20 protein-coding genes are annotated in these 23,620 nt (G+C 67.7%); 3 read left to right on the forward strand and 17 right to left on the reverse strand.

Going from position 1 to position 23,620, the window contains the following annotated elements; translation table 11 throughout:
- Positions 1 to 74: 74 nt before the first annotated feature.
- The 9 genes from gmk to pyrR form a co-directional block, all read right to left on the reverse strand.
- On the reverse strand, positions 75 to 680 hold the full coding sequence (gmk, locus tag AO501_RS21185) for a guanylate kinase (protein WP_055579559.1): 606 nt from the start codon (positions 678 to 680) through the stop codon (positions 75 to 77).
- Between the two features lie 25 nt (positions 681 to 705).
- Positions 706 to 1,020: an integration host factor, actinobacterial type gene (gene mihF, locus AO501_RS21190; RefSeq protein WP_036355303.1), complete on the reverse strand. Its 315-nt coding sequence runs from the start codon at positions 1,018 to 1,020 to the stop codon at positions 706 to 708.
- A gap of 415 nt (positions 1,021 to 1,435) precedes the next feature.
- The gene (pyrF, locus tag AO501_RS21195; protein ID WP_055579560.1) at positions 1,436 to 2,254 is read right to left on the reverse strand and encodes an orotidine-5'-phosphate decarboxylase; all 819 of its coding nucleotides are present in this window, start codon (positions 2,252 to 2,254) and stop codon (positions 1,436 to 1,438) included.
- Positions 2,251 to 5,595, reverse strand: a complete 3,345-nt coding sequence (gene carB, locus AO501_RS21200; RefSeq protein WP_055579561.1) for a carbamoyl-phosphate synthase large subunit — start codon at positions 5,593 to 5,595, stop codon at positions 2,251 to 2,253. Before carB ends, pyrF begins: the two co-directional genes overlap by 4 nt.
- A gap of 91 nt (positions 5,596 to 5,686) precedes the next feature.
- Positions 5,687 to 6,805 carry a glutamine-hydrolyzing carbamoyl-phosphate synthase small subunit gene (gene carA / locus AO501_RS21205; protein WP_055579562.1) on the reverse strand — a complete coding sequence of 373 codons (1,119 nt, stop codon included), beginning with the start codon at positions 6,803 to 6,805 and terminating at the stop codon, positions 5,687 to 5,689.
- A 30-nt stretch (positions 6,806 to 6,835) separates the two neighbouring features.
- On the reverse strand, positions 6,836 to 7,336 hold the full coding sequence (locus AO501_RS21210; RefSeq protein WP_055579563.1) for a hypothetical protein: 501 nt from the start codon (positions 7,334 to 7,336) through the stop codon (positions 6,836 to 6,838).
- A complete protein-coding gene (locus AO501_RS21215; RefSeq protein ID WP_055579564.1) occupies positions 7,333 to 8,625 on the reverse strand; it encodes a dihydroorotase in 1,293 nt (430 codons plus the stop codon). Before AO501_RS21215 ends, AO501_RS21210 begins: the two co-directional genes overlap by 4 nt.
- Positions 8,622 to 9,569 carry an aspartate carbamoyltransferase catalytic subunit gene (locus AO501_RS21220; protein WP_055579565.1) on the reverse strand — a complete coding sequence of 316 codons (948 nt, stop codon included), beginning with the start codon at positions 9,567 to 9,569 and terminating at the stop codon, positions 8,622 to 8,624. The genes AO501_RS21215 and AO501_RS21220 overlap by 4 nt, the downstream gene beginning before the upstream one ends.
- Positions 9,566 to 10,117, reverse strand: coding sequence for a bifunctional pyr operon transcriptional regulator/uracil phosphoribosyltransferase PyrR (pyrR, locus tag AO501_RS21225; protein ID WP_055579566.1), 552 nt, complete (start codon positions 10,115 to 10,117; stop codon positions 9,566 to 9,568). The genes AO501_RS21220 and pyrR overlap by 4 nt, the downstream gene beginning before the upstream one ends.
- A gap of 236 nt (positions 10,118 to 10,353) precedes the next feature.
- Here pyrR and AO501_RS21230 point away from each other — a divergent pair, with 236 nt between their 5' ends.
- On the forward strand, positions 10,354 to 11,007 hold the full coding sequence (locus tag AO501_RS21230; protein WP_055579567.1) for a class I SAM-dependent methyltransferase: 654 nt from the start codon (positions 10,354 to 10,356) through the stop codon (positions 11,005 to 11,007).
- Here the strand turns inward: AO501_RS21230 and AO501_RS21235 are convergent.
- The 4 genes from AO501_RS21235 to AO501_RS21250 form a co-directional block, all read right to left on the reverse strand.
- Complete coding sequence (locus tag AO501_RS21235; protein ID WP_055579612.1) at positions 11,004 to 11,972, reverse strand: sulfotransferase domain-containing protein; 969 nt, start codon at positions 11,970 to 11,972, stop codon at positions 11,004 to 11,006. The two genes, AO501_RS21230 and AO501_RS21235, sit on opposite strands and share 4 nt — an antisense overlap.
- Before the next feature lie 5 nt (positions 11,973 to 11,977).
- A complete protein-coding gene (locus AO501_RS21240) occupies positions 11,978 to 13,159 on the reverse strand; it encodes a type III polyketide synthase (RefSeq protein ID WP_055579568.1) in 1,182 nt (393 codons plus the stop codon).
- Complete coding sequence (locus tag AO501_RS21245; protein WP_082658756.1) at positions 13,156 to 14,625, reverse strand: fatty acid desaturase; 1,470 nt, start codon at positions 14,623 to 14,625, stop codon at positions 13,156 to 13,158. The genes AO501_RS21240 and AO501_RS21245 overlap by 4 nt, the downstream gene beginning before the upstream one ends.
- 321 nt (positions 14,626 to 14,946) lie before the next feature.
- Positions 14,947 to 15,810 carry an LppX_LprAFG lipoprotein gene (locus AO501_RS21250; protein WP_055579613.1) on the reverse strand — a complete coding sequence of 288 codons (864 nt, stop codon included), beginning with the start codon at positions 15,808 to 15,810 and terminating at the stop codon, positions 14,947 to 14,949.
- Positions 15,811 to 16,203: 393 nt separating this feature from the next.
- Between AO501_RS21250 and AO501_RS21255 the strand changes: the two genes are divergently transcribed.
- Together AO501_RS21255 and AO501_RS21260 are read left to right on the forward strand one after the other, a co-directional pair.
- The gene (locus AO501_RS21255; protein ID WP_055579614.1) at positions 16,204 to 17,412 is read left to right on the forward strand and encodes a serine hydrolase domain-containing protein; all 1,209 of its coding nucleotides are present in this window, start codon (positions 16,204 to 16,206) and stop codon (positions 17,410 to 17,412) included.
- Positions 17,409 to 17,960: a GNAT family N-acetyltransferase gene (locus tag AO501_RS21260; RefSeq protein WP_055579570.1), complete on the forward strand. Its 552-nt coding sequence runs from the start codon at positions 17,409 to 17,411 to the stop codon at positions 17,958 to 17,960. Before AO501_RS21255 ends, AO501_RS21260 begins: the two co-directional genes overlap by 4 nt.
- A 16-nt stretch (positions 17,961 to 17,976) precedes the next feature.
- Here AO501_RS21260 and AO501_RS21265 read toward each other — a convergent pair whose 3' ends face one another.
- The 4 genes from AO501_RS21265 to AO501_RS21280 are packed head-to-tail and all read right to left on the reverse strand — an operon-like array spanning position 17,977 to position 23,595.
- Complete coding sequence (locus tag AO501_RS21265) at positions 17,977 to 20,658, reverse strand: fumarate reductase/succinate dehydrogenase flavoprotein subunit (RefSeq protein ID WP_156452708.1); 2,682 nt, start codon at positions 20,656 to 20,658, stop codon at positions 17,977 to 17,979.
- Positions 20,655 to 21,395, reverse strand: a complete 741-nt coding sequence (locus AO501_RS21270; RefSeq protein WP_055579572.1) for an ABC transporter ATP-binding protein — start codon at positions 21,393 to 21,395, stop codon at positions 20,655 to 20,657. Before AO501_RS21270 ends, AO501_RS21265 begins: the two co-directional genes overlap by 4 nt.
- Positions 21,392 to 22,246, reverse strand: a complete 855-nt coding sequence (locus AO501_RS21275; protein WP_055579573.1) for an ABC transporter permease — start codon at positions 22,244 to 22,246, stop codon at positions 21,392 to 21,394. Before AO501_RS21275 ends, AO501_RS21270 begins: the two co-directional genes overlap by 4 nt.
- Positions 22,243 to 23,595 (reverse strand): ABC transporter substrate-binding protein, encoded by a 1,353-nt coding sequence (locus tag AO501_RS21280; protein ID WP_371935014.1) that lies wholly within the window; start codon positions 23,593 to 23,595, stop codon positions 22,243 to 22,245. Before AO501_RS21280 ends, AO501_RS21275 begins: the two co-directional genes overlap by 4 nt.
- Positions 23,596 to 23,620 lie beyond the last annotated feature (25 nt).

Genomic DNA, 23,620 nt, shown 5'->3' on the forward strand with positions numbered 1-23,620 from the left:
GTGCTCGGACGTTCGTAGTGCGTTCAAACGGTTTTGAACGGCGAAAAACTCGATTATCGAAATTCGGGGACCCGCTAAACAGCGTCAGGGACGGTTCCCACCAGCAAGGATACCAATTCGGCGCACGCAGACTCTAATCGACTGTTCACCACCACCACGTCGAAGTCTCCCTGCGCGGCCAATTCGACGCGCGCGGTATCCAGCCGGCGCGCGATGACATCGGGGGTTTCGGTGCCCCGGCCGACCAGCCGGGCCTCCAGATCTTCCCAGCTCGGCGGGGCCAGAAACACCGTCAGCGCCTCCGGCATGGCCTGCTTGACCGCACGGGCGCCGGCCAGATCGACCTCGATGAGTACCGGAAACCCGGCCGCCGTGGCTGCGCGCACCGGCTGGGCCAACGTGCCCGATCGATGCAATCCCCCGTGGATTTCCGCCCATTCCAGCAGTTCACCCTGATCGATCAGCTGTTGGAAACGGGCGGGGCTGACGAAGTGGTAGTCGACGCCGTCGACCTCCCCCGGCCGTGGTGCTCGCGTCGTGGCCGAGACGCTGAAGTGCAGGTTCGGTATCCGCTCGCGCAGACACCGGACCACCGTCGACTTGCCGACCGCGGAGGGACCGGACAGCACGACTGTTCTCCCAACAGGCGTCGTGCCCTCCGGTCCCCCGCCGGCGCTCACCGGCGCTCCAGGGTCGGTGGCCCGACTAGGAGCCGAACTTTTCCAGCAGGGCCTTGCGCTGACGGTCGCCCAAACCACGCAGCCGACGGGTCGGAGCGATCTCGAGCTCGGTCATGATCTCCTGCGCCTTGACCTTGCCCACCTTCGGCAACGCCTCCAGCAGCGCAGAGACCTTCATCTTGCCGAGAACTTCGTCGCTCTCGGCGTCCTTGAGCACCTGGGTGAGGTTGGTGCCGCCACGCTTGAGCCGATCCTTGAGCTCAGCTCGTGCTCGACGTGCGGCAGCAGCCTTCTCCAACGCGGCCGCGCGCTGCTCGTCGGTCAACTGGGGAAGGGCCACGATTCCTCCGTCTCTCAGCGATATCTCTCGGATATCTGTCGATCTTCATTGTCTTGGCCGGGTACTCCAGCCAGCGCAGACGACCGTACCCACGCTTCCTGACGAAATCTAACCCGACCCCCCGGTTTCGGGGTCATTTGTCCAGCGTGGCACCGCCGCGACGCGCCGGGCGCCGCCGTCGCAAGGTTTGCTCAGCAACGTCGCCGAACCCTCCTGCCGCGGGCTGCGCGAGGCGCCCCCGGACCGGCCCCCGCCGACAAAAAGGCCTCGACCTGCAGTTTTTCCCGACATTCGGGATGTCATGCCGGTCGCGAAGGCGTTGACGGCGCCTCGGCAGCGTCGGTGGCAGCAGACAACCGCAGGTGGCAGTGCCGTGGATCACGCTTTTTCGCGGCGCTTCGCGCGTGTCGCGCCGTCAGCCTGCGTTTAGGTAGGCGACGGCGTCGAGCATGCGCTCGCCGGCGGCACGCAGCTCAGCCACGGCGGGTCCGGCCCGCAGCACCTCGCGCGACACCGCGGGCCACAGCTGGTGCGGCGCGGCCCCACCGAGACCGGCCAGCGCCTCGGCACGCCCGCCCTGAGCCCCTACGCCGGGCACCAGGACGGGCCCGCCCAACTCGCTCAAATCGGGGGCCTGCAGCACCGTCGCGCCGACGACCACGCCGACGGAGCCGGCGCCGGCCCCCTGGTTGGCCTGACCGACGTGATCCACGATCAGTTGGGCCACCGTGCGTCCGCCGGCATCGGCGCGCTGCACCGTCGGCCCCTCCGGGTTCGAGGTGGCGGCCAGCACGAACACGCCGCGGTCGTGTGCGGCCGCGACTTCCAGCAGCGGCCGCAGGGACCCGAACCCGAGGTAGGGCGAGGCCGTCACGGCGTCGGCGGCCAGTGGCGAGTCGCCGGCCCACGCCGTCGCGTAGGCCGCCATCGTCGACCCGATGTCGCCGCGTTTGGCGTCGGCCAGCACCAGCACGCCGTTGGCACGCAGCGCGGCCGTCGTGCGCTCGAGCACCGCGAAACCGGCCGAACCGTACGCCTCGAAGAACGCCACCTGCGGCTTGACCATCGCGAACCCCGCGTAGGCGTCGACGCAGACCTCGCAGAACGCGGCCAGGCCGTCGGCCGTGACCGGCAGCTCCCAGGCCCGCAACAACTCGGGGTGCGGATCGATGCCCAGACAGAGCGGTCCGCGACTCGACCGCGCCTGTGCCAGCCGAGCCCCGAAACCGGTCACCGTCTGGTACCGATGGCGCGGTGCAACTCCTGCAGCGACTGCACGTCGATGTCGCCCCGGATTCCGGCTTCGATGCCCTGCACCGCCGCCGACGCGCCCTGAACCGTGGTGATGCAGGGGATGTTGACGGCCACCGCGACCGACCGGATCTCGTAGCCGTCCACCCGCGGCCCCGAGTTTCCGTACGGCGTGTTGATCACCATGTCGACCTCGCCGGCCCGGATGGCGTCCACCGCCGACATCGCCGGTCTGCCCTCCTGCGGCGCCTCGAAGTGTTTTCGGACCTCGTCGCATGGAATTCCGTTGCGGCGCAGCATTTCCGCGGTACCTTCGGTTGCCAGCACGCGGAAACCCAAGTCCGCCAGGCGCTTTACCGGAAACACCAGGGATCGCTTGTCCCGGTTGGCAACCGAGACGAACACCGTGCCCTGTGCGGGCAGTGAGCCGTAGGCGGCGGTCTGGCTCTTGGCGAAGGCACTGCCGAAATCCCGGTCGATGCCCATCACCTCACCGGTGGACTTCATCTCCGGACCGAGCAGCGAGTCGATCGCCGCGCCGTCGGCGCGCCGGAACCGGTGGAACGGCAGCACCGCTTCCTTGACCGCGATCGGGGCGTCGGGAGCCACGCTGCCGCCGTCCCCGGATTCGGCCAGCATTCCCTCTTCGCGAAGCTGGGAAATCTTGGCGCCCAACATCACTCGCGCGCAAGCTTTGGCCAGGGGAATCGCGGTGGCCTTCGATACGAAGGGAACGGTGCGGCTCGCTCGCGGGTTGGCCTCCAGCACGTACAGCACGTCGTCCTTCAGGGCGTACTGCACGTTGAGCAGGCCCACCACCCCGATGCCCTGCGCGATGGCTTCGGTCGCCTTGCGCACCTTCTCGATGTCACTGCGGCCCAGGGTCACCGGCGGCAGGGCGCAGGCCGAGTCGCCGGAGTGGATGCCGGCCTCCTCGATGTGCTCCATGATGCCGCCGATGTAGACCTCGGTGCCGTCGCACAGGGCGTCGACGTCGATCTCGACCGCGTCCTCGAGGAAGCGGTCGACGAGCACCGGATGTTCGGGAGAGAGCTCCGTGGCCCGGGTGATGTAACCCTTGAGGGTCTCCTCGTCATAGACGATTTCCATCCCGCGACCGCCGAGCACGTAGGACGGCCGCACCAGCACCGGGTAACCGATGTCGGCGGCGATGCGGCGGGCCTGCTCGAACGTGGTTGCGGTGCCGTACTTGGGCGCGGGCAGCCCCGCGGTGTTCAGCACGTCGCCGAACGAGCCACGGTCCTCGGCGAGGTCGATCGCTTCCGGCGGGGTGCCCACGATCGGCACCCCGGCGTCGGCGAGCCGTTGCGCCAGGCCCAGTGGGGTCTGGCCGCCCAGCTGCACGATGACCCCGGCCACACCCGGTCCGCCGGTGCCGGACTGTTCTTCGGCGTGGTAGACCTCGAGCACGTCCTCGAACGTCAGCGGCTCGAAGTAGAGCCGGTCGGCGGTGTCGTAGTCGGTGGACACCGTCTCGGGGTTGCAGTTGACCATGACCGTCTCAAAACCGGCCTCGCTCAACGTGGTTGCCGCATGGACGCAGCTGTAGTCGAACTCGATGCCCTGCCCGATCCGGTTGGGGCCGGAGCCCAGGATGAGCACCTTGGGCCGCTCGGTCTGCGGGGCCACCTCGGTCTCGGCGGACGGGTCGAGTTCGTAGCTGCTGTAGTGATACGGCGTCTTGGCCTCGAACTCGGCGGCGCAGGTGTCCACGGTCTTGTACACCGGGTGGATGCCCAGGCGCTCCCGCAGCGAGCGCACCCCGTTTTCACCGGCCAGCTCCGGCCGCAGCGCGGCGATCTGGCGGTCGGAGAGTCCGCAGTGCTTGGCGTGCCGCAGCAGTTCGGCATCCAGGACCGGGGCGTCGACGAGTTCGGCGCGCAGCGCCACCAGTTCGTCGATCTGGGCGACGAACCAGGGGTCGACGCCGCTGGCCTGGGCCACCTGCTCCACAGACCCGCCGAGCCGCAGCGCCAGTTCGATGTCATAGAGCCTGCCCTCGGTGGGAGTCTGCAGCCGGGTCAGCACGTCGTCCACCGAGCCTTCGGCGTCCGGTTTCGTCCAGAATCCCGCGCGGGTGGTTTCCAGCGAGCGCATCACCTTGCCGAGCGCCTCGACGAAGTTGCGGCCCAACGACATTGCCTCACCGACGGACTTCATCGTGGTGGTCAGGGTGTCGTCGGCACCGGGGAACTTCTCGAAGGCGAAGCGCGGCGCCTTGACCACGACGTAGTCCAGCGTCGGCTCGAAGCAGGCCGGGGTTTCCTTGGTGATGTCGTTGACGATCTCGTCGAGGGTGTAGCCGATGGCCAGTTTCGCGGCGATCTTGGCGATCGGGAAACCGGTGGCCTTGGAGGCCAGCGCGCTGGAGCGCGACACCCGCGGGTTCATCTCGATGACGATGAGCCGGCCGTCTTTCGGGTTGACCGCGAACTGGATGTTGCAGCCGCCGGTGTCGACGCCGACCTCGCGCAGGATGGCGATGCCCAGATCACGCATCCGCTGGTATTCGCGGTCGGTCAGCGTCATCGCGGGCGCCACCGTGACCGAGTCACCGGTGTGCACACCCATCGGGTCCACGTTCTCGATCGAGCACACCACCACCACGTTGTCGTGGCCGTCGCGCATCAGCTCGAGTTCGAATTCCTTCCAGCCGTAGATCGATTCCTCGATCAGCACGTTGGCGCTGGGGCTCGCCGCCAGGCCGGCGCCGGCCATCCGGTCGACCTCCTCGACCGAGCGCGCCATCCCCGAACCCAGCCCGCCCATCGTGAAGCTGGGCCGCACCACGACCGGCAGACCGAGTTCGCCCACCGTCTCGCGGACTTCGTCCATCGTGAAACACACTCGGCTGCGGGCGGATTCGCCGCCGACCTTGGCGACGATGTCTTTGAACTTCTGCCGGTCCTCACCGCGCTGGATGGCCTCGAAGTCCGCGCCGATGAGTTCGATGCCGTAGCGCTCCAGCGCGCCGTTCTCGTAGAGGGCGACCGCGGTGTTCAGCGCGGTCTGCCCGCCCAGGGTGGCCAGCAGCGCATCGATCTTGTTTCCGCGCTCGGCCTGCTGGGCCATCACCCGCTCGACGAAGGCCGGGGTGATCGGTTCGACGTAGGTGTGATCGGCGAACTCCGGGTCGGTCATGATGGTGGCCGGGTTGGAGTTGACCAGGCTGACCTGCAGCCCCTCGGCTCGCAACACCCGGCACGCCTGGGTGCCGGAGTAGTCGAACTCGCAGGCCTGGCCGATGACGATCGGCCCGGAGCCGATCACCAGCACGTGGTTGAGGTCGGTACGACGCGGCACTAGCAGCCTCCTTTGCCGGCGCGAGCGTGCGCGGTTGTCCGGGATTTTCGGCGTGTCGCTGTACAGACACGCACGTTCGCGCAGAAGGGCATCAGCGGTTCCCTTCCATCAGGTCGACGAACTGGTCGAATAGGTATTCCGCATCGTGCGGTCCGGCGGCGGCCTCCGGGTGGTATTGCACCGAAAATGCCCGTCCGTCAACGAGTTTGACGCCTTCGACCACACCGTCGTTGGCGCAGGTGTGGCTGACCTGCGCCGTGCCGAACGGCGTGTCGAAGGACTGACCCGCCTCCCCCTCGAGCGCGAAGCCGTGGTTCTGTGACGTCACCGCGACCCGGCCGGTGGCGTGGTCGATCACCGGGATGTTGATGCCGCGGTGGCCGAACACCATCTTGTACGTCGACAACCCTAGTGCGCGGCCCAGGATCTGGTTGCCGAAGCAGATCCCGAACAGCGGTATTCCGGCTCCCAGCACCTCGCGGGTGAGCGCGACGGTGTGGTCGGCGGTAGCCGGGTCGCCCGGGCCGTTGGACAGGAACACACCGTCGGGCTTGATCGCGGCGATCTGGTCGAAGGTCGCCGAGGAGGGCAGCACGTGGCTGCGGATCCCGCGACGGGCGAAGTTGCGCGGCGTGTTGGTCTTGATACCGAGGTCCAGCGCGACGACGGTAAACCTCTGGGCCCCTTCGGGTTCGACGATGTAGGTCTCGGGTGTGCTGACCTGTCCGGCCAGGTCGGCGCCGAGCATCGGCTGCTGCGCGCGGACCCGCTCGACCAGCTGCTCGGGCTCGGCGAGGGCCGGGCCGGAGAACACACCCGCCTTCATCGAGCCACGGCTGCGCAGGTGGCGCACCACGGCCCGGGTGTCGATACCGGCGATCCCGACGATGCGCTGGCGGACCAGCTCAGCTTCCAGCGTGCTGGTGGCGCGCCAGTTGGAGGCGCGCGGCGACGGGTCGCGCACGGCGTAGCCGGCAACCCAGATCTTGTCGCCGCGACTCTCGGCGTCCTCGTCGTTCCAGCCGGTGTTGCCGATCTGCGGCGCGGTGGCCACCACGATCTGCCGGTGGTAACTGGGGTCGGTCAGCGTTTCCTGGTAACCGGACATACCGGTGCTGAACACGGCTTCGCCCAGGGTTTCACCGATCGCCCCGAATGTGGTGCCGGTGTAGACACGGCCGTCTTCGAGTACCAGCAGGGCCTTACTCATGGGCTGCCTCCACTGCGTTGTCGGCGCGACTCACGCGGCCTCCTCCTCTATCCAATGCACGTATTCGTCCCGGTTGTCCGCCCGGAACCCGGTGTCGATCTCGGTTCCCGAGGGCAGGCGCCACCGGATCGCCAGGATCCCGTTGCGGGCCGCGACCTTGCCCGCGACGCCGCGTTCGGTGCGGATGGCGGTGATAGATTCCTGTGGAATCCAGATCGGTTGCGCGCGAATGCGTTCGACCAGAATTCCCTCGGGGTAACGGATCAAAACCGCCTTGCTTCGGTAACCCAGGTCACCGACGGCCACCCGGTCGTTCCAGGCCGGCGACAACGTACTGCCGACGTAGAGGCCGCGGGTGCTCACCGCCGGGGCGCCGACCGCGTCCGGTAGACCGGGCAGCTCGCCGATGAGTTCGACCTGCGATTCGGCCCGTCGCCGCCAGCCCCGCATCATCAGGTGGATCACCACCGCCAGCAACACCACCAGGACCGCCGCGAAGATCAGCGATCCCACCAGGGTGCCCGACGTCATGCCGGGCTCTTCCCGTCCCGGGCGGTGACCTTCCCGCGCAGCAGTGTCGCCGTCACGGTGGCGGGCAAGGTGAGCGACTCGTACGGGGTGTTGGCCGACCTGCTGGCCAGTGCGTCCCCGCTGACCGTCCAGCTGCCCTCGGGATCCACGACGGTCAGGTTCGCCGGCTCACCGACCTCCAGGGGACGGCCGTGGTCGGGCAGCCCGACGATGCGCGCGGGGTTCTCGCTCATCACCCGGGCGACGTCACGCCAGCTCAGCAGGCCCGGCTGCACCATGGTCTGCACCACCACCGACAGCGCGGTCTGCAGCCCCAGCATGCCGGGGCGCGCGGCGGCGAACTCGACACACTTCTCGTGCTCGGCGTGCGGCGCGTGATCGGTGGCCACGCAGTCGATGACGCCGTCGGCCAGCGCCTGCCGCAGCGCCAGCGCGTCGGAGGACTCCCGCAGCGGCGGGTTCACCCGATTACGCCCGTCATAGCTGACCAGCCGGCCGTCATCGAGCAGCAGGTGGTGCGGTGTGACCTCGGCGGTGATCGAAATACCCTGCTGCTTAGCCCATTTGACGATCTCCACGGTGCCCGCGGTGGACGCGTGGCAGATGTGCACGCGCGCCCCCGCGTCGCGGGCCAGCAGCGCGTCGCGGGCGACGATGGATTCTTCGGCCGCCCTGGGCCATCCGGCGAGTCCGAGCCGGGCGGCGGTGGGCCCTTCGTGCGCGACGGCGCCGACGGTGAGCCGGGGCTCTTCGGCGTGCTGGGCGATCAGCACACCCAGGCCGGTGGCGTATTCCAGGGCGCGGCGCATCACCAGCGGATCGTGTACGCAGATACCGTCGTCGGAGAACATCCGCACCTGCGCGGCGCCGGCGTGCATCATGCCCATCTCGGTCAGCTCGACCCCGGCCAATCCGACGGTGACCGCGCCCACGGGATGCACGTCGACCAGGCCGACCTGCCGGCCGCGGTGCCAGACATGGTCGGTCACCACCGGGCTGTCGGCCACCGGGTTGGTGTTGGCCATTGCGAAGACCGCGGTGTAGCCGCCGAGAGCGGCTGCCGCCGAACCGGTTTCGATGTCTTCGGCGTATTCGCGGCCGGGCTCACGCAAGTGGGTGTGCAGGTCGACGAAGCCCGGTAGCAGTACCTGGCCGGTAGCGTCGATCACGTCGGCGGTGTCGGGAATCTCGAGTCCAGCCCCGATCTCCGCGATCTGCCCGTCATCGACGAGCACGTCGACCGGGTCCCCTTCGCCGTAGAGCCGGACACCACGAATCAGCACACTCATGCCGCGACTTCCTCCGCCCCGACCAGCACATGGAACAGCACCGCCATCCGCACATGCACTCCGTTGGAAACCTGTTGCAGCACAGCCGATTGCGGCGAGTCGGCCACCGACGACGAGATCTCCATGCCGCGCAGCATCGGCCCCGGGTGCAGCACCACGGCGTGATCGGGCAGCAGGGCCTGACGCCGGGCGGACAGGCCGTAGAGCGTGGAGTATTCCCGCACCGACGGGAAGAAGCCGCCGTTCATGCGTTCGGCCTGCACCCGCAGCATCAGGACGCCGTCGGCGGCCGGTAGTTCGGCGTCGAAGTCGTTGGAAACCGTGACCGGCCACCCCTCGACGCCGCGCGGCAGCAGCGTCGGCGGCGCGACCAGCACGACCTCGGCCCCCAGCGTGTCCAGCAGCATGACGTTGGAACGGGCGACCCGGCTGTGCAGGATGTCACCGACGATCACGATGCGACGGCCTTCGATACCGCCGAGGCGCTGCCGGATGGTCAGCGCGTCCAGCAGGGCCTGGGTGGGGTGCTCGTGCGTGCCGTCGCCGGCGTTGATCACCGACGGAGAGCCGTCGGCGACCCTGGTCCAGTCGGCCAGCAGGTGCGCGGCGCCGGAGGCGGGGTGACGGATGATCAGCGCGTCGGCGCCGGCCGCGCGCAGCGTCAACGCGGTGTCGCGCAACGACTCGCCCTTGCCCACCGACGACCCCGACGCGCTGACGTTGACCACGTCCGCGCTCATCCACTTGCCCGCCACCTCGAAGGACACCCGGGTGCGGGTGGAGTTCTCGTAGAACATGGTGACCACGGTGCGGCCGCGCAGCGTCGGCAGCTTTTTGACGTCGCGGCCCACCAGCGCCTGCGCGAAGCGGTCGGCGTCGTCGAGGATCGCGGTGGCTTCGTCGCGGGTCAGGTCGCCCGCGGCCAGCAGGTGTCTTGGGGTCATCGGGTGATCACCACGCCGTCTCGTCCGTCGTCTTCCTTGAGTTGTACGTGCACGCTTTCGTTGCGTGAGGTGGGCACGTTCTTGCCGACGTAGTCGGCGCGGATCGGCAGTTCGCGGTGGCCGCGGTCGACCAGCACCGCCAGTTGAACCGCGCGCGGCCGGCCGACGTCGCGCAGCGCATCGAGGGCAGAGCGAGTGGAGCGCCCGGAGTACAGCACGTCGTCGACCAGGATCACCAGCGCGTCGTCGATGCCGCCGGCCGGGATCGAGGTGTTTTCCAGGGGACGCGGCGGCTTGATCATCAGGTCGTCGCGGTAGAGCGTGATGTCCAGCGAGCCGTGGCCGACGTCCACGCCGCTGTATTCGGCGATGTTGGCGGCCAGGCGGCTGGCCAGGGTCACCCCACGCGTGGGAATGCCGAGCAGTACCACCCGGGTGGAATCCGGGTTGTCCAGCGCGGTCTTTTCGATGATTTGGTGCGCCATGCGGGAAATGGTGCGACCGACATCGGCCGCTGACATCAATTCCCGCTGATCACTGGCACCCATGCGAGATCTTGACCTCCTTCTCCGCCTCTCCGGACGGATCGTTAAAGGATGTCGACTTGCGGGGGCAGCCTAACACGGCCTCCCCGTGCGACGGGTGTGCGCTCACTGCTTTGGGCGTGCGTCCACGGTGGCTTCCGGCGCGAAATGCCGCAGCCCCCGCACACTGGAGGCGCGCAGCGCACAGTCGATCGTCTCGGCCGGGCGTCTGTTCACGCTACCGGCCTACCCTGGCGGAAATGAGTTCTTCCAGTTCCTCCCCGCACATCGATTTCGACGCCCTCTACCGCGGCGAAAGCCCCGGCGAAGGCCTTCCTCCGGTGCACACTCCGCCGTGGGATACCAAGGCGCCCAAGGAGAACGTCGTCGCCTGGCACAACGCCGGATGGGTGCACGGCGACGTGCTCGACATCGGCTGCGGGCTCGGTGACAACGCGATCTACCTGGCTCAGCAGGGCTATCACGTCACGGGGCTGGACATCGCCCCGACGGCGCTGATCACCGCCGAACGCCGCGCCCACGACGCCGGCGTCGACATCACATTCGCGGCGGCCGACTCGACAAGACTCGACGGTTACTCCGATCGGTTCGACACCGTCATCGACTCCGCAATGTTCCACTGCCTGGACGACGACGGAAAGCGCAGCTACGCCGCAGCGGTGCATCGCGCCACCAGGGCGGGCGCCACCTTGCTGATCAGCTGCTTCTCCGATACCAACCAGCCCAGCGACGACTGGCCGCGCCCGTCAGTGTCCGAGCAGACGCTGCACGACGTGCTCGGCGGGGCCGGGTGGGACATCGACTCGGCCGATCAGGTCACGCTGAACCGTGAGATGGACGGCACCGATGTCGAGATGACGTTCTGGTACGTGCGCGCACTGCGGCGAGACTAGCGGCGCGGGTCCCATCCCCGCCGACCTTCATGTGCCCACGCGAGCAGGTCCGGTGGCGCCAATTGATTGATCCGGTCGTTGTAGCGCCGGTACTCGGCCGGGCCGAAATAGTGCTGCCACTCCCCGCAGCCCCCGCTCCGGAAGAACCTCTCGTTGCTGTGCCAGATGCCGTCGGTGGTGTTCGGCGCTACGTCCGCGGCGCGCGAGCGCATCGCATCCAGCGACGCGTCCCCGGCCAACTCCTGCGCCCGGTCCCGGCTGACGTCGTACCCCAGGACCGCGCCGAGCCGGATCAACTCACCGACCAGGTCTTGTTGCAGGTCGGCGTAGTGGAACAGCGCGACGTTGGGTAGCTGCCGACGCTCCCAGGTCTTGCCGAACTGGTCGAGAATGTTCGCGAGCGTGCCGATCCCCCTGGGTGGCGCGAACCCGACCCCTGGGGGCGGGTGCGCCGGACCCTCCATCCAGTCCCGAAACTCCTCCATCGGACCGCGCTCGGCAGGTTCGTGCAGGGGTTCGGGTCCCGGCGGGCCGTGCCGGTGCCGGACCGGTACGGCGGCGTCGTGCAGCGCCCGCATCCGGTCCCGGTCCATGTTGGCGGTCTGGAACAACATCGACACCGCCGCATCCCGCGGATCCCGTCCCACGCAGATGTACGTCACCCGCTCGTCGAGCACCAGGCCGTCCAGCGGAGTGTGCGTCTTCATGAACCGGCGATGGGTCTGCGCCTCGAGAACAGCGACGACCTCGTCGAGCGGCCGGATGGTCTGGTCGAACCAGGGCGACACGGTCGACAGCGGCCCCGGCAGGGCCGGCCCGTCGAAAACCAGCAGGGACACCAGCCGCTGCATCCAGGTCATCCCGCATTTCGACGGCGTGGAGATGATGATGTCACCCTCACGCAATCGCAGTGCGTCCCAGCGCAGGTTGTCGCTCATCAGCGAGCGATACAACACACGGGTCATCTCACTCACCGCCGGATGATGTCGAAGAGGATGCCCTCGACGGTGACGCCCGGCGCGAAGGCGAAAGCTATGCCCGTCGAGATCGGTTTGGCCGATTCCGCCTGCCGCACCATCATTTCCAGCACGAAGATCAGTGACACGCTCAGCATGTTGCCGAACCGGGCCAGCACCTCCCAACTCTGCGCGGCACAGTCGGCGGAGATACCCAGCGATCGCACGGACTGCTCGATGATTTTGGGCCCGCCCGGATGGACGGCCCACAGATCGATATCTGCTTTCGCTAAGCCGTTGTCCCGCAACACCTCCGCGATCACCGGTTCGACGCCGCGGTAGATGTAGTCCGGCAGGTTCTCGGACAGCTCACAGGTGATGCCGTTGTGATTGACACCGAGCACGATGCCGTCGCCGGCATCATCGAGCAGCCGGCTGAAGCTGCTGCGAATCACCACACTGGCCGCCGGCAGCGGTTGCTGCACCTGGCTGGCGCCGATCACCAGCGCCCCGCAGCCGTCACCGAACAGGCTGTGGATCACGACGTCGTTGATGTCATCGGCGAAAACCGCGTTGACCGAACATAATTCGATGCACACCACCAAAGCCTTCATGCTCGGGTGAGCGCGCACATACGTCGCGGCGGTACGGATCGCGTTCATCGCGGCCGCGCATCCCATGAAGTTGATCACGACCCGCGACACCGAGCGGGACAACCCCAGTTCCTTGACGACCGCGACATCCACTCCCGGCGCGACGAACCCCGTGCTGGTGACGAACACCAGCAGCCCGATCTCGTCTGTCTGGTAGGGCAGTCCGGCCAGGGCGCGCCTTGCCGTGTCGACCGCAATCGGCACCGCGTGGTCGAAGAACAGGTCCATCCGCTCCCGGATGGTTCCGGGACTGCGCCGGAACGCGTCGAACTCTGGATCGAGCGGGTCGACCGCCATCCGGCGGCTGTCAATCCGCGTCTTCTGGTACAGCCGCGGAATCCGTTCCCGCTGTTCGGGATCGGCGAAGAGCCCGGCGACATGAGCGGCGGCCGAAGTCTGCCCCACCTCACGCTGCGGTCCGCCGGTCGCGATGGCCTCGATGACCGCCACCGTCGTCGGTGGCGCGGGCGGCAGCTGGGCCAGATCGATCGCGGACTGCGCTGCGGGTGGCGACACGATGCCGCTCTCGGCTGCGGTGCTCATACCGACCCGATTCCGACGAAACCGGCAGCGACGTAGTGGGCGCTCTCTTTCCAGGCAGCCGGCGAGAGATGCTCGCGCAACACGCCCCACTGGTTCTCCCGGGCGACACGCGACGGCGACAGCAGATAGGTGCGGCACAGCTTGGGCAACCGGTTGGTGAGGAAACTCTTGGCCGGTAACCACTCGACGCCGGACTTGGCCGCTTCTTCGCGCAGCACGTCCTCGGTGACGATGTTGGCGAATCCGCTGCGCTGGAACGGCAGTACGTGATGGACGCGGTGCGAACTGAGCCCGGCCGACAGGAAGCAGTCGACGTACCGGTTCCCGACGACCATCAGATCGTTGGCGTGCTCGACCTGATCGACACCCCAGTCCTGGCCGGCCACCTCATCGGTGTCCTCGTCCTCGAACTCGTGGCTGGCCACCACCAGAAACGTGCTGACCCACAAGGTCGCCACGAATTGCAGGGCCCAGGCCCAGAAGTCGCCGGCCGCCAGGAAGACCACCATCTCCGTCACCAGCAGCAGGCGCACCCCCGATGAACCGAGAAAGTGCGGCAGCGCGTTACGCCAGCTTCCGTATCCTTCCTCCACACCGACCTTGCGCGTCATGTTCCACACGTCGGCGATCCGGATAGCCATGCCGGTCACCAGGTGGCCGAACTTGTGCAGGGTGTGCACCGGAACGCGATACAACCGAGGTAGCCGCATCATCATGGTGAACACGTTCTTCTTGATGTCCACGTCGCTCTGGGTGTACGGGTGGTGCAGCAGCGTATGCCCGTCGGCGACCACCAACGCCAGCGCGATGTAGTTCAAGTCGAAGGTGTTGGCAAACACCCGGTTCAGGCCCCGTTGGGCGCGGTGCAGTGCGTAGTGGCCGTACCCGACCAGCGAGCTGCGCAGCAGGACCATCGCAATCACGAACGCCCACAGCGGCATCCACGCCGGCTGGACCAGTCGCACGCCCTGGACGGCGAAATAGGCGACCGCCAGCAGAGCGACCACGATGTTGAACAGGCGGTCCATCCACTTGATCCGGGCGGCCAGCGCGGGCTCGGTCAGTCGCGCCTTGACCCGGTGCATCAGGTCTTCTCGGTCGTCGAAGCGGTATTTCGGGGTGTCGCGCCAGCTGTTGAAGTCGTCCTTGAACAGGAACGGCGGCGCGTTGTGCTTGGGGTGGATATCGCGCGGAGTCGCGTCGCGGCCCAATGCGTACTTGCGCTCCAGGATCCGCTCCACGACGGCCGGGTCGCGGTGGTAGGAGGCGATAATCGCGGTGATGTCACGGTTTTTGGTGCGACCGATGAAGAAGGCGCCACCAGGGTGCTTGGATATCCAATCACTGAGGTCGTAGGCCCGCCCGTTGTACACCCACACATCCGGGAGCACGGGAGGCCCACCCGGCGGCGGCCCCAGGTGTGGACTCGGGCCACGCTCCTGAACATCAGGAAGGTCGTTGGTCATTCGTGCTCCTGCGAATCTGTTGGGGTGAAATCGGCTGCACGCCGGCTTTTCCGGCGAGCTGGCCCCAATAGTTAGAGCGCGGCCTCAAAGGATTCTCGGCGGATTCTCAAAGGACGTGCGGCTCACGGAAACACCGCCACGCCAGACACACTCACCCGACCTGGGTGTGTCCGGAATCCCCCGTGCCGTCAGCAGGCCGCCCCCGTCGCCGCCGATCGAGAACCACGGACGAGAACCGACCCGCGGTACGGACGCCATCGGCGTGCCGCACTGTCGGGCCGGTCCTCGATCCGGAGTTCACTTGTTGTGGCCCGGAACCTGTTACCCGGCGGGGTTCGGGATGGTTACCGGGGCTCCCCAATTGGACAGCGTGATGGTGACGTGGCCCTGGTCCTTGTCAATCACCATCCGGACCAGGTATGCGCTCGGCGGCGTTCCCGGCGCGCCCGGCGCCTTCACGTCGGCGATGTACAAGGTCACCGGCAGTGGGCCCTTCGCGTCCTTGCCGATCTGCGGCACCAGCGGGTCGATGATCGCGGGGTCGATGGTGCCCGTCACCTTGGTGGTGGCCACGCCGTCAATCGTCTCGCTGCCACCGGACTGCGGGTTGGAGACCTTGCCGATCACCGCGCCGAGGCCCTTTTCCTTGTCCAGGACGACACCCGGGTCGTAGATCTTGTCCGCCGGCCCCACCGAGGTGTAAGCACCGGCCTCGTTCTTCGTGTACATCGTCTTGTTGGTGACGATGAACTGCTTGGGTACCGCCGGGGTCTTGGGCTGCAGCCTGATCATGGCGTCACCGACGGCCTGGCCGTTGCCCTCCGGCTGGTTGGTGACGTCAGCGTTGACCATTTCCATGGGCAGGGTGGTGATGTTGGTGGTCTGCAGGTTGACGTGAAGTGAGTGCAGCGCGGTGGTCGCCTTGGAGGCGTCCGTGACGAGTTGCTGCGCTTCCGGCGACGGGGCCGCGGATGTTCCGGATGTTCCGGACGTGGCCCCGGACGACGTCGCAGCAGAGGTTCCCGATGAACCCGAAGTCTGGGAGGTCGCGGTTGAGGATTTGTGTCCGCATCCGGCGATCGCCGCGACGAGGGCTGCTGCGAACACGATCGCAATAACCGGAGTCGAGGGTCGACGGGAGACACGTCGGTGGGAGATTTGCGCTTGTGACATCAAGCCATTCATGGCCAGCCTTTGCTGAGTTATCCAACCGGTGGTGATGAGCAGCGAGTCGCTACCTTCGTCGTATGGTTTGAACGAGGCCCCGCTGTCGGGTCCACGCCCAATGGTCGCGGATCTCGGTGACTGCACACCCGCACCCTGGTTCACCAGCAACGACGTTGCGGTCAACCGCAGGCCACTGCCCCTCAGCACGTTCCCCAGATAGCTTTTGCCGGAGAGCGCGACAGTAACACGGGGCCGATGCGCTGCAAACAGATTCGCGTAAGTAACTGTCGCCGGACCTGAGGCGCCGCTTCGGGCCTCGCTGATCTTTGCGGAGTTCACACAGATTTCATCGATGCGGCGAAGGTGATCCCACGTGTGCGCCAATTACTTCGAGGGGCTAACCTCATGCCGGTGAATCTCGACGGCAATCAGGCGACCATCCGCGAGGTCTGCGACGCCGGGCTGCTGTCGGGAGCGGTCACCGTCGTCTGGCAGCGCGGAGAACTGTTGCAGGTCAACGAGATCGGGTACCGCGACGTCGAGGCGAAGCTGCCGATGGGACGGGACACGCTGTTCCGTATCGCGTCCATGACCAAGCCGGTGACCGTGGCGGCGATCATGAGCATGGTCGACGAGGGCAAGCTCGCGCTGAGCGACCCGATCGCCCGATGGGTTCCGGAGCTCGCGGAGGTGCGGGTGCTCGACGACCCGCACGGCCCGCTGGACCGCACCCATCCCGCCCGGCGCGCCATCCTGATCGAAGATCTGCTGACCCACACCAGCGGCCTGGCCTACGGCTTCTCAGTGACCGGACCGATCGCGCGGGCGTACCTGCGGCTGCCGTTCAACCAGGGTTCGGACGTGTGGCTGTCCGAGCTGGCCGCGCTCCCGCTCGTGCACCAGCCCGGCGAGAAGATGACCTACAGCCACTCCATCGACGTGCTGGGAGTGATCGCGTCCCGCATCGACGGCAAGCCGCTCTATGAGGTCTTCGACGATCGGGTGCTGGGCCCGGTCGGCATGCCGGACACCGGGTTCTTCGTCACGCCGGCGGCGCGACCGCGGGCGGCGACGATGTACAGGCACGACGAGCACGACCAGTTGCGGCACGACGTGATGGGTCCGCCGCACGTCAAGCCGCCGTCGTTCTGCAATGCCGGGGGCGGATTGTGGTCGACGGCCGACGACTACCTGCGGTTTGCGCGAATGCTGCTGGGCGACGGCTCGGTCGACGGTGTCCGGGTGCTGTCCCCGGAGTCGGTGCGCCAGATGCGGACCGACCGGCTGACCGACGAACACAAGCGGCACAACTTTCTCGGCTCGCCCTTCTGGGTGGGCCGGGGATTCGGGCTGAACCTGTCGGTCGTAACCGATCCCGCCAGGGCCACGCCCCTGTTCGGTCCCGGCGGCGTCGGGACGTTCGGTTGGCCCGGCGCGTACGGGACGTGGTGGCAGGCCGACCCGAGCGCAGATTTGATTCTCATGTACCTCATCCAGTACTGCCCCGACCTGACCGCGAACGCGGCGGCGGCGGTCGCGGGCAACCCGGTCCTGGCGCGGCTGCGGACCGCACAGCCCAACTTCGTCCGCCACACCTACCGCGCACTCGGGCTGTCGTGAGCGGCTACTCCTACGAGCGGCCGCCGACGCACCTCGACGGACCCCGGCTGCACCTGCGGCCGGCGGTCGTCGAGGACGCCGCCGAGATCTTCGAAAGCGTGTCCGGCGATCCCGAAGTCACCCGGTTTCTGCTCTGGACCGCCCACCCGGATGCGGTGGAGACCCGTCGGGTGCTCATCGAGCAGCTCATCTCGACGAAGAACGACCGGAACTGGGTGATCTCGTTGCGCCGCACCGGCGACATCGTCGGGCTGATCAGCTGCCGTCGTCCGGTCAGCCATTCCGTCGAGATCGGCTATTGCCTGGGCCGGAACTGGTGGGACATGGGCTACATGTCCGAGGCACTCAAGTTGGTGGTGGACGAGTTGGCCGCCGACCCCGCCGTGTTCCGGGTCTGGGCGACCTGCCACGTCGATAACTCGCGATCAGCGCGGCTGCTGCAGCGCACCGGGTTCTCGCTGGAAGGCCGGCTGCGCCGGCACGCGGTGTACCCGACGATGGGTACCGAACCGCACGACAGCCTGATCTACGCCAGGATCACGCGCTGAGTCTGCGCAGCCGCCGTCACACCCGCTCCAGCGCGCGCCGCGCGTAGGCCCGCACGTCGGCGTCGTTGTCTTTCAGCGCTAATCCGAGCGCGTCGCGAATGGCGGGTTCGCCGGGCAGCCGGGCCAGGCTCAGCACCGCGGCCTTGCGTACGTCGAGGTGCGCATCGCCCAGTGCCTCGGTCAATCGCGGTACCGCGAAGTCGGACGGGGCACCGGCCAGCGCGCGAGCCGCGCCCTCCCGCACCTGCCAGGCCGGCGCCCGCAGCGCCTCCTCGACGGAAGTCATTTCCGCTGTGCTGCAACCTAATTGGGCCAGAGCCGTCAGTGCCGCCGCGCGCACCAGGGGGTCCGGGTCCTTGATCAGCGCACCGACCGCGTGCGTACCGTCACCCAGGGTGGCCAAGCCGGCCGCCGCCGCGATGCGAACCTCGCGGTTCTCGTCGGCGGTGGCGGCAACCACTCCGGCCACGTCGTCGACGGACACCAGCGCACGTACCGCCTCGATACGCACCCGGTGGTCGGCGTCGTCGAGCGCCCCACGGAACTGCGCCGGCTCCCCCACTCGGCGCGCGGCCAGCAGCGACAGTGCGGCCGCCCGCACCACCGAGTCGGGAGACTCCAGATACGGGCGGGCGCCGGCGGGGTCCGGCAAAACTTCGACGAGCTCGCGGACTCCTTCGGCCGCGGTGCGGCGAACCGAGGCATCAGTGTCGTTCAGCGCCGCCAGCAGGGCCGGCGCATAACCGTCGGGAATGTGTTCGGTGAGGGTTGCCACGGCAGTGCGCCGCACTCCGGCATCGGAGTCCGCCAGGAAGTGCGAGAGCTCGGCGATGGTCGGCTCGGCCAAGGCCAGCACCTCGGCAATCCGCGGCGACGGCGGATCGGCGGCGGCGACGGGGACGATCCGGGACCGGGCCGTGGGTGGCGCCTGGCCTCCGATCAGTGGCGGTTGAGTCACCTCCCGCACCCCTTGATCCGTCGGTGGCAGTCCGTCGAACTCCGGTACCGACACGAAGTAGGGAGCCACCGGGCGCTTGAGAAACACCATGTCTCCGCCGGGATCCTTGCGCAGGTTGAGGTGGTAGCCCCAATCGGCGTCGTCGCGGGCCGGTAGGTCGGCACGGTCGTGGTAGAGGCCCCAGCGAGATTCGGTCCGGGTGAGCGAGGACCGGGCGGCCATCTCCGCGCAGTCGCGGATGAACGACACCTCGACCGCGCGCATCAGCTCGTGCGGTGTGCCGGCACCCATGAGTGCGATTTCGTCCCGCATCCTTTCGAAGGTGCGCACCGCGATCGACAACTTGGTCGCGGACTTCGGGGGTGCCACGTAGTCGTTGACGAAGCGCCGCAACTTGTACTCCACCTGCGGCTGCGGCGGGCCGTCCGGATGGCGCAGCGGCCGGTAGATGAGCTCGTGCGCCTCGCGCAACTGTTTCTCCGGAAGTTGTTGCGGTGCCTTGACTTCCGCAGCGTGGGTGGCGGCGTGGGCGCCGGCGAGATCACCGAAGACGAATGCGCCGATCATGTAGTTGTGTGGGACGCAGGCCAGGTCGCCCGCCGCATACAGGCCCGGCACGGTGGTGCGGGCGTGTTCGTCCACCCAGACGCCGGATGCGGAATGTCCACTGCACAAGCCGATTTCGGAGATGTGCATCTCGATGTCGTGGGTGCGGTAGTCGTGGCCGCGGTTGGCGTGGAAGGTACCCCGGGTGGGCCGCTCGGTGCTGTGCAGGATGTTTTCCAGCGCCGTGAGCGTCTCGTCGGGCAGGTGGGACACCTTGAGGTAGATGGGCCCCCGGGCCGAGTCGATCTCGCTCTTGACCTCGGCCATCATCTGTCCCGACCAGTAGTCGGAGTCGACGAACCGCTCGCCGAGGGCGTTGACCTGGTAACCGCCGAACGGATTGGCCACATACGCGCACGCCGGGCCGTTGTAGTCCTTGATCAGCGGATTGACCTGGAAGCACTCGATTCCCGACAACTCAGCGCCGGCGTGGTAAGCCATCGAATAGCCATCGCCGGCGTTGGTCGGGTTCTCGTAGGTGCCGTACAGGTACCCCGACGCCGGCAGGCCGAGTCGTCCGCACGCTCCCGTCGCCAGGATCACCGTCTTGGCACCGATCGCGACGAATTCTCCGGTGCGGGTGTGTAACGCGGCCGCACCCACCGCCCGGCCGGCCTCCGTCAGCACCCGCACCGGCATCAGGCGGTTCTCGATCCGGATCTTCTCGCGCATCGAGCGTTGCCGCAGCACCCGGTAGAGCGCTTTCTTGACGTCCTTGCCCTCCGGCATCGGCAGCACGTAGGAGCCCGAGCGATGTACCCGGCGCACCGCGTACTCGCCATGCTCGTCTTTCTCGAACTTGACGCCGTAACGCTCGAGTCGCTGCACCATTGCGAACCCACGGGTAGCCGTCTGATAGATGGTGCGCTGGTTGACGATTCCGTCGTTGGCGCGGGTGATCTCGGCGACGTAATCCTCCGGCTCGGCCTTGCCGGGAATCACAGCATTGTTCACCCCGTCCATGCCCATCGCCAGTGCGCCGGAATGCCGTACGTGCGCCTTTTCCAGCAGCAGCACTTGCGCACCGTGCTCGGCGGCGGTGAGCGCCGCCATGGTGCCCGCGGTGCCGCCGCCGATGACCAGCACGTCGCAGTCCAGCCGGAGTTGTGGTTCGACAGCGGGCATCTGCATCATGCCGCCACCGAATAATCGAGCGCGGCAATGATTTCCGCGCGCAGCTCCGGGCGCGGCCGAACGGTTCGCGGCTCCGGCACGTCGAGCAGCGCGCGCAGCGGGCGGCCGGCGTGGCCCAACACGGCGACCCGGTCCCCGAGCGTCAACGCCTCGTCGACATCATGGGTGACGAACACGACGGTCGTCGGGTGGGCCCGCCAGGTGTCGATGAGCAACCGCTGCATGGCAGAGCGGGTTTGGGTGTCCAGCGCTCCGAACGGCTCGTCCATCATGACCGCCCGCGGCGCCCCGGCCAGGCCGCGGGCCAACTGCACCCGTTGCCGCATGCCGCCGGACAGGCTCTTGGGCAAATAGTCACCGAACCCGCTGAGACCGACCTCGGAGATCCAGCGCTGAGCCTGGGTACGCCTGGCGGCACGCGGCTCACCACGCAGCCGCAACGCCAGCTCGATGTTGGAGCGGACCGAACGCCACGGCAGCAGGGCGTTGTCCTGGAACACCATTCCGCGATCGCCGGAGGTGCCCGTGACTATCGTGCCGTCGGCCACTACCCGTCCGTCGTCAGGTGCAAGCAGTCCGGCCAGCGCGCGCAGCACCGTCGACTTTCCGCAACCGGACGGACCGGTGAGCACCAGGATCTCCCCCGGGCGCACAGTCAGGCTCAGGCCGTCGATCACCGGAACACCGTTGTAGGACAACCGGACCCGGTCCAGCTCCAGACTCATGCCCTCCGTCATTTTTTGGTCTCCTCCCCTCGTGGCAGCCACCGGGTGACCCGGCGGCCCACCAATTCCACCGCCGCAGATGTCGCGAACCCCAGCACGCCGATCGTGATGATTCCGACGAAAACCTGCGGATAGGCCAGCACGGTGTAGTTCTGCCAGGTGCGGTACCCGACGCCGAGCCGACCCGAGATCATCTCGGCGGAGATCACGCAGATCCAGGCCACTCCCATGCCGACCGACAGGCCGCCGAAGACACCCGGCAGGATCCCCGGCAGCACCACCCGGGTCAGCACCTCCCGGCGGCCGCCACCCAGGGTGCGGACCGAGTCCTCCCACAGCGTGGGCAGTGCCCGTACGGCGTGCCGGGTGCTGACCATGATCGGGAAGTAGGCGGCCAGGAAGGTGATGAACACGATGCCGGCCTCGTCGGTCGGGAACAGCAGGATGGCCACCGGCACGACCGCGATCGCGGGGATCGGCCGGGCCAGTTCGGTCAGCGGGCCGAATACATCGGCCAACGTGCGTGACCGGGCCAGCAGCACGCCGGTGGCGACACCGGCCGCGGCGGCCAGCCCGAAGCCGGTCAGGATGCGCAACACTGACTGCGCCAGATCCAGCCAGTACTCGTAGGCACCCAGCCGACGCGTCAGCGCGTGCGCGATCTCGGTGACGGTCGGCAGGGTGTCGAACCGCAACCAGAACCGCACCTTGCCGGCGGTGAGTAGCTGCCAGAGCCCGATCGCGGCGATGACCGACGCCAACCGCAGCAGGCGCGAGCGCCACCGGGAGGGGGTTCGCCGCGGCGCGACCGGGGCGGGGACCGGAACGGACCCGGTTATCCGGTCCGTCAACTCGGCCGTCATAGCGAACCTCCAAGTGCTTGTTGATAACTCACCGTCACGGCGCCCGGGTGCGCTGCCGCGTAACGGCGCGCTCCGGCCACGGTGCCGAACGGGCGGTAGTCGCCCCCCTCGCGGACCCAGACCGCCTTGTCGGCGAACCACCGGGTGCCCAGTTCGGTGTCCGGTACGTAGGCTGCGCGAACCTTGGCGCCGCGGGCCGTCGCCGCCCTGATCGCCTGCAGTAACACGGTGGGAGTGGCAATCGCCTGCGTGGCATCCGTTCCGTCCAGCCACAACTCGCTGGCCAGCGCGGGGTCGCCGGCCAGGGCCGACGGGTTCGTCGTGCGCGCCCGCGCCGCGTCGTATTGCAGTCCGCGGGCCCCGAATACCGCGCGCAGTGGTTCGTCCCGGACGAATCCGCCGATGTCGAGGTCGGCGAAGTCACCGATCGACTTCAGGTACGGCACATCACTTTCCAGCGCGTCCACCAGCGACGGCTTCAATGTGGTGTCGAAGGATGTGCCGCCCGGGCCGTTGTAGAGGTAGACGACCTCGGTCGGCAACCCGCTGGCGCCGGCGACGATGCGCGCCGCTTCCAGTGGCTTGGCGTTGAGAAAGTCGGTGGCGTCCAGTTGAGCCTGCAAGAACGCGGCCAGCACCTCCGGGTGGTTGCCGGCATACGAACGCCGCACCACCACACCGTGCAGCGTGGGCACGTTCAATTCGGCGCCGTCGTAGAGCAATCTGCCCTTGTTCTGGTACACCAACAGCCCTGGCCAAGCGACGAACTGTGAAAGTGCCTGTACCTGGCCGGATTCCAGCGCCGAGGCACCGACTTGCGGTTGCTGGTTGAGCACATCGACCCCCGCCACCCCCGCCTTGTCCAGTGCGCGTACCAGGGTGCCGTGTCCCGCGGACCCGACGCTGGCCGACACCTTGGCCCCGGCCAACTCGGCGAGCGTGGTGGCCGGTGAATCCGGGCTCACCACAACCATGTTCAACGCGCCCTTGGGGCTGTAGCCGGTGACCGACACCATCTCGGTGCGCGCCAGCGGGTTCGGTTGCGTTTTGGAGCCGTTGATCAGTAGGGGGTAGTCCCCCATCGACCCGATGTCGATCTTCTCGGCCAGCATCTGCGCGGTGATCGGCGCGCCGGTGTCGTAGTCCTGCCAGCGGACCGCGTACCTGGTACCGGTGCGGGAGGTGATATCCGACAGTCGGCGCTCGAGGTAGCCCTGGGCGCGCAGCAGCGTGCCGGCGGTGACGGTATTGATGGTTTTCGACTGGTAGCCGACAACGAGGCTGACCACACCCGAAGATTCGGCGAGCGATTCCAGCGAGCACCCGGAGGTGATCGCGGCGACGGTCATCACGACCGACACCAGACGAGTGGCG

The organism is Mycobacterium gordonae (genome assembly GCF_001417955.2).
GTDB lineage: Bacteria > Actinomycetota > Actinomycetes > Mycobacteriales > Mycobacteriaceae > Mycobacterium > Mycobacterium gordonae_B.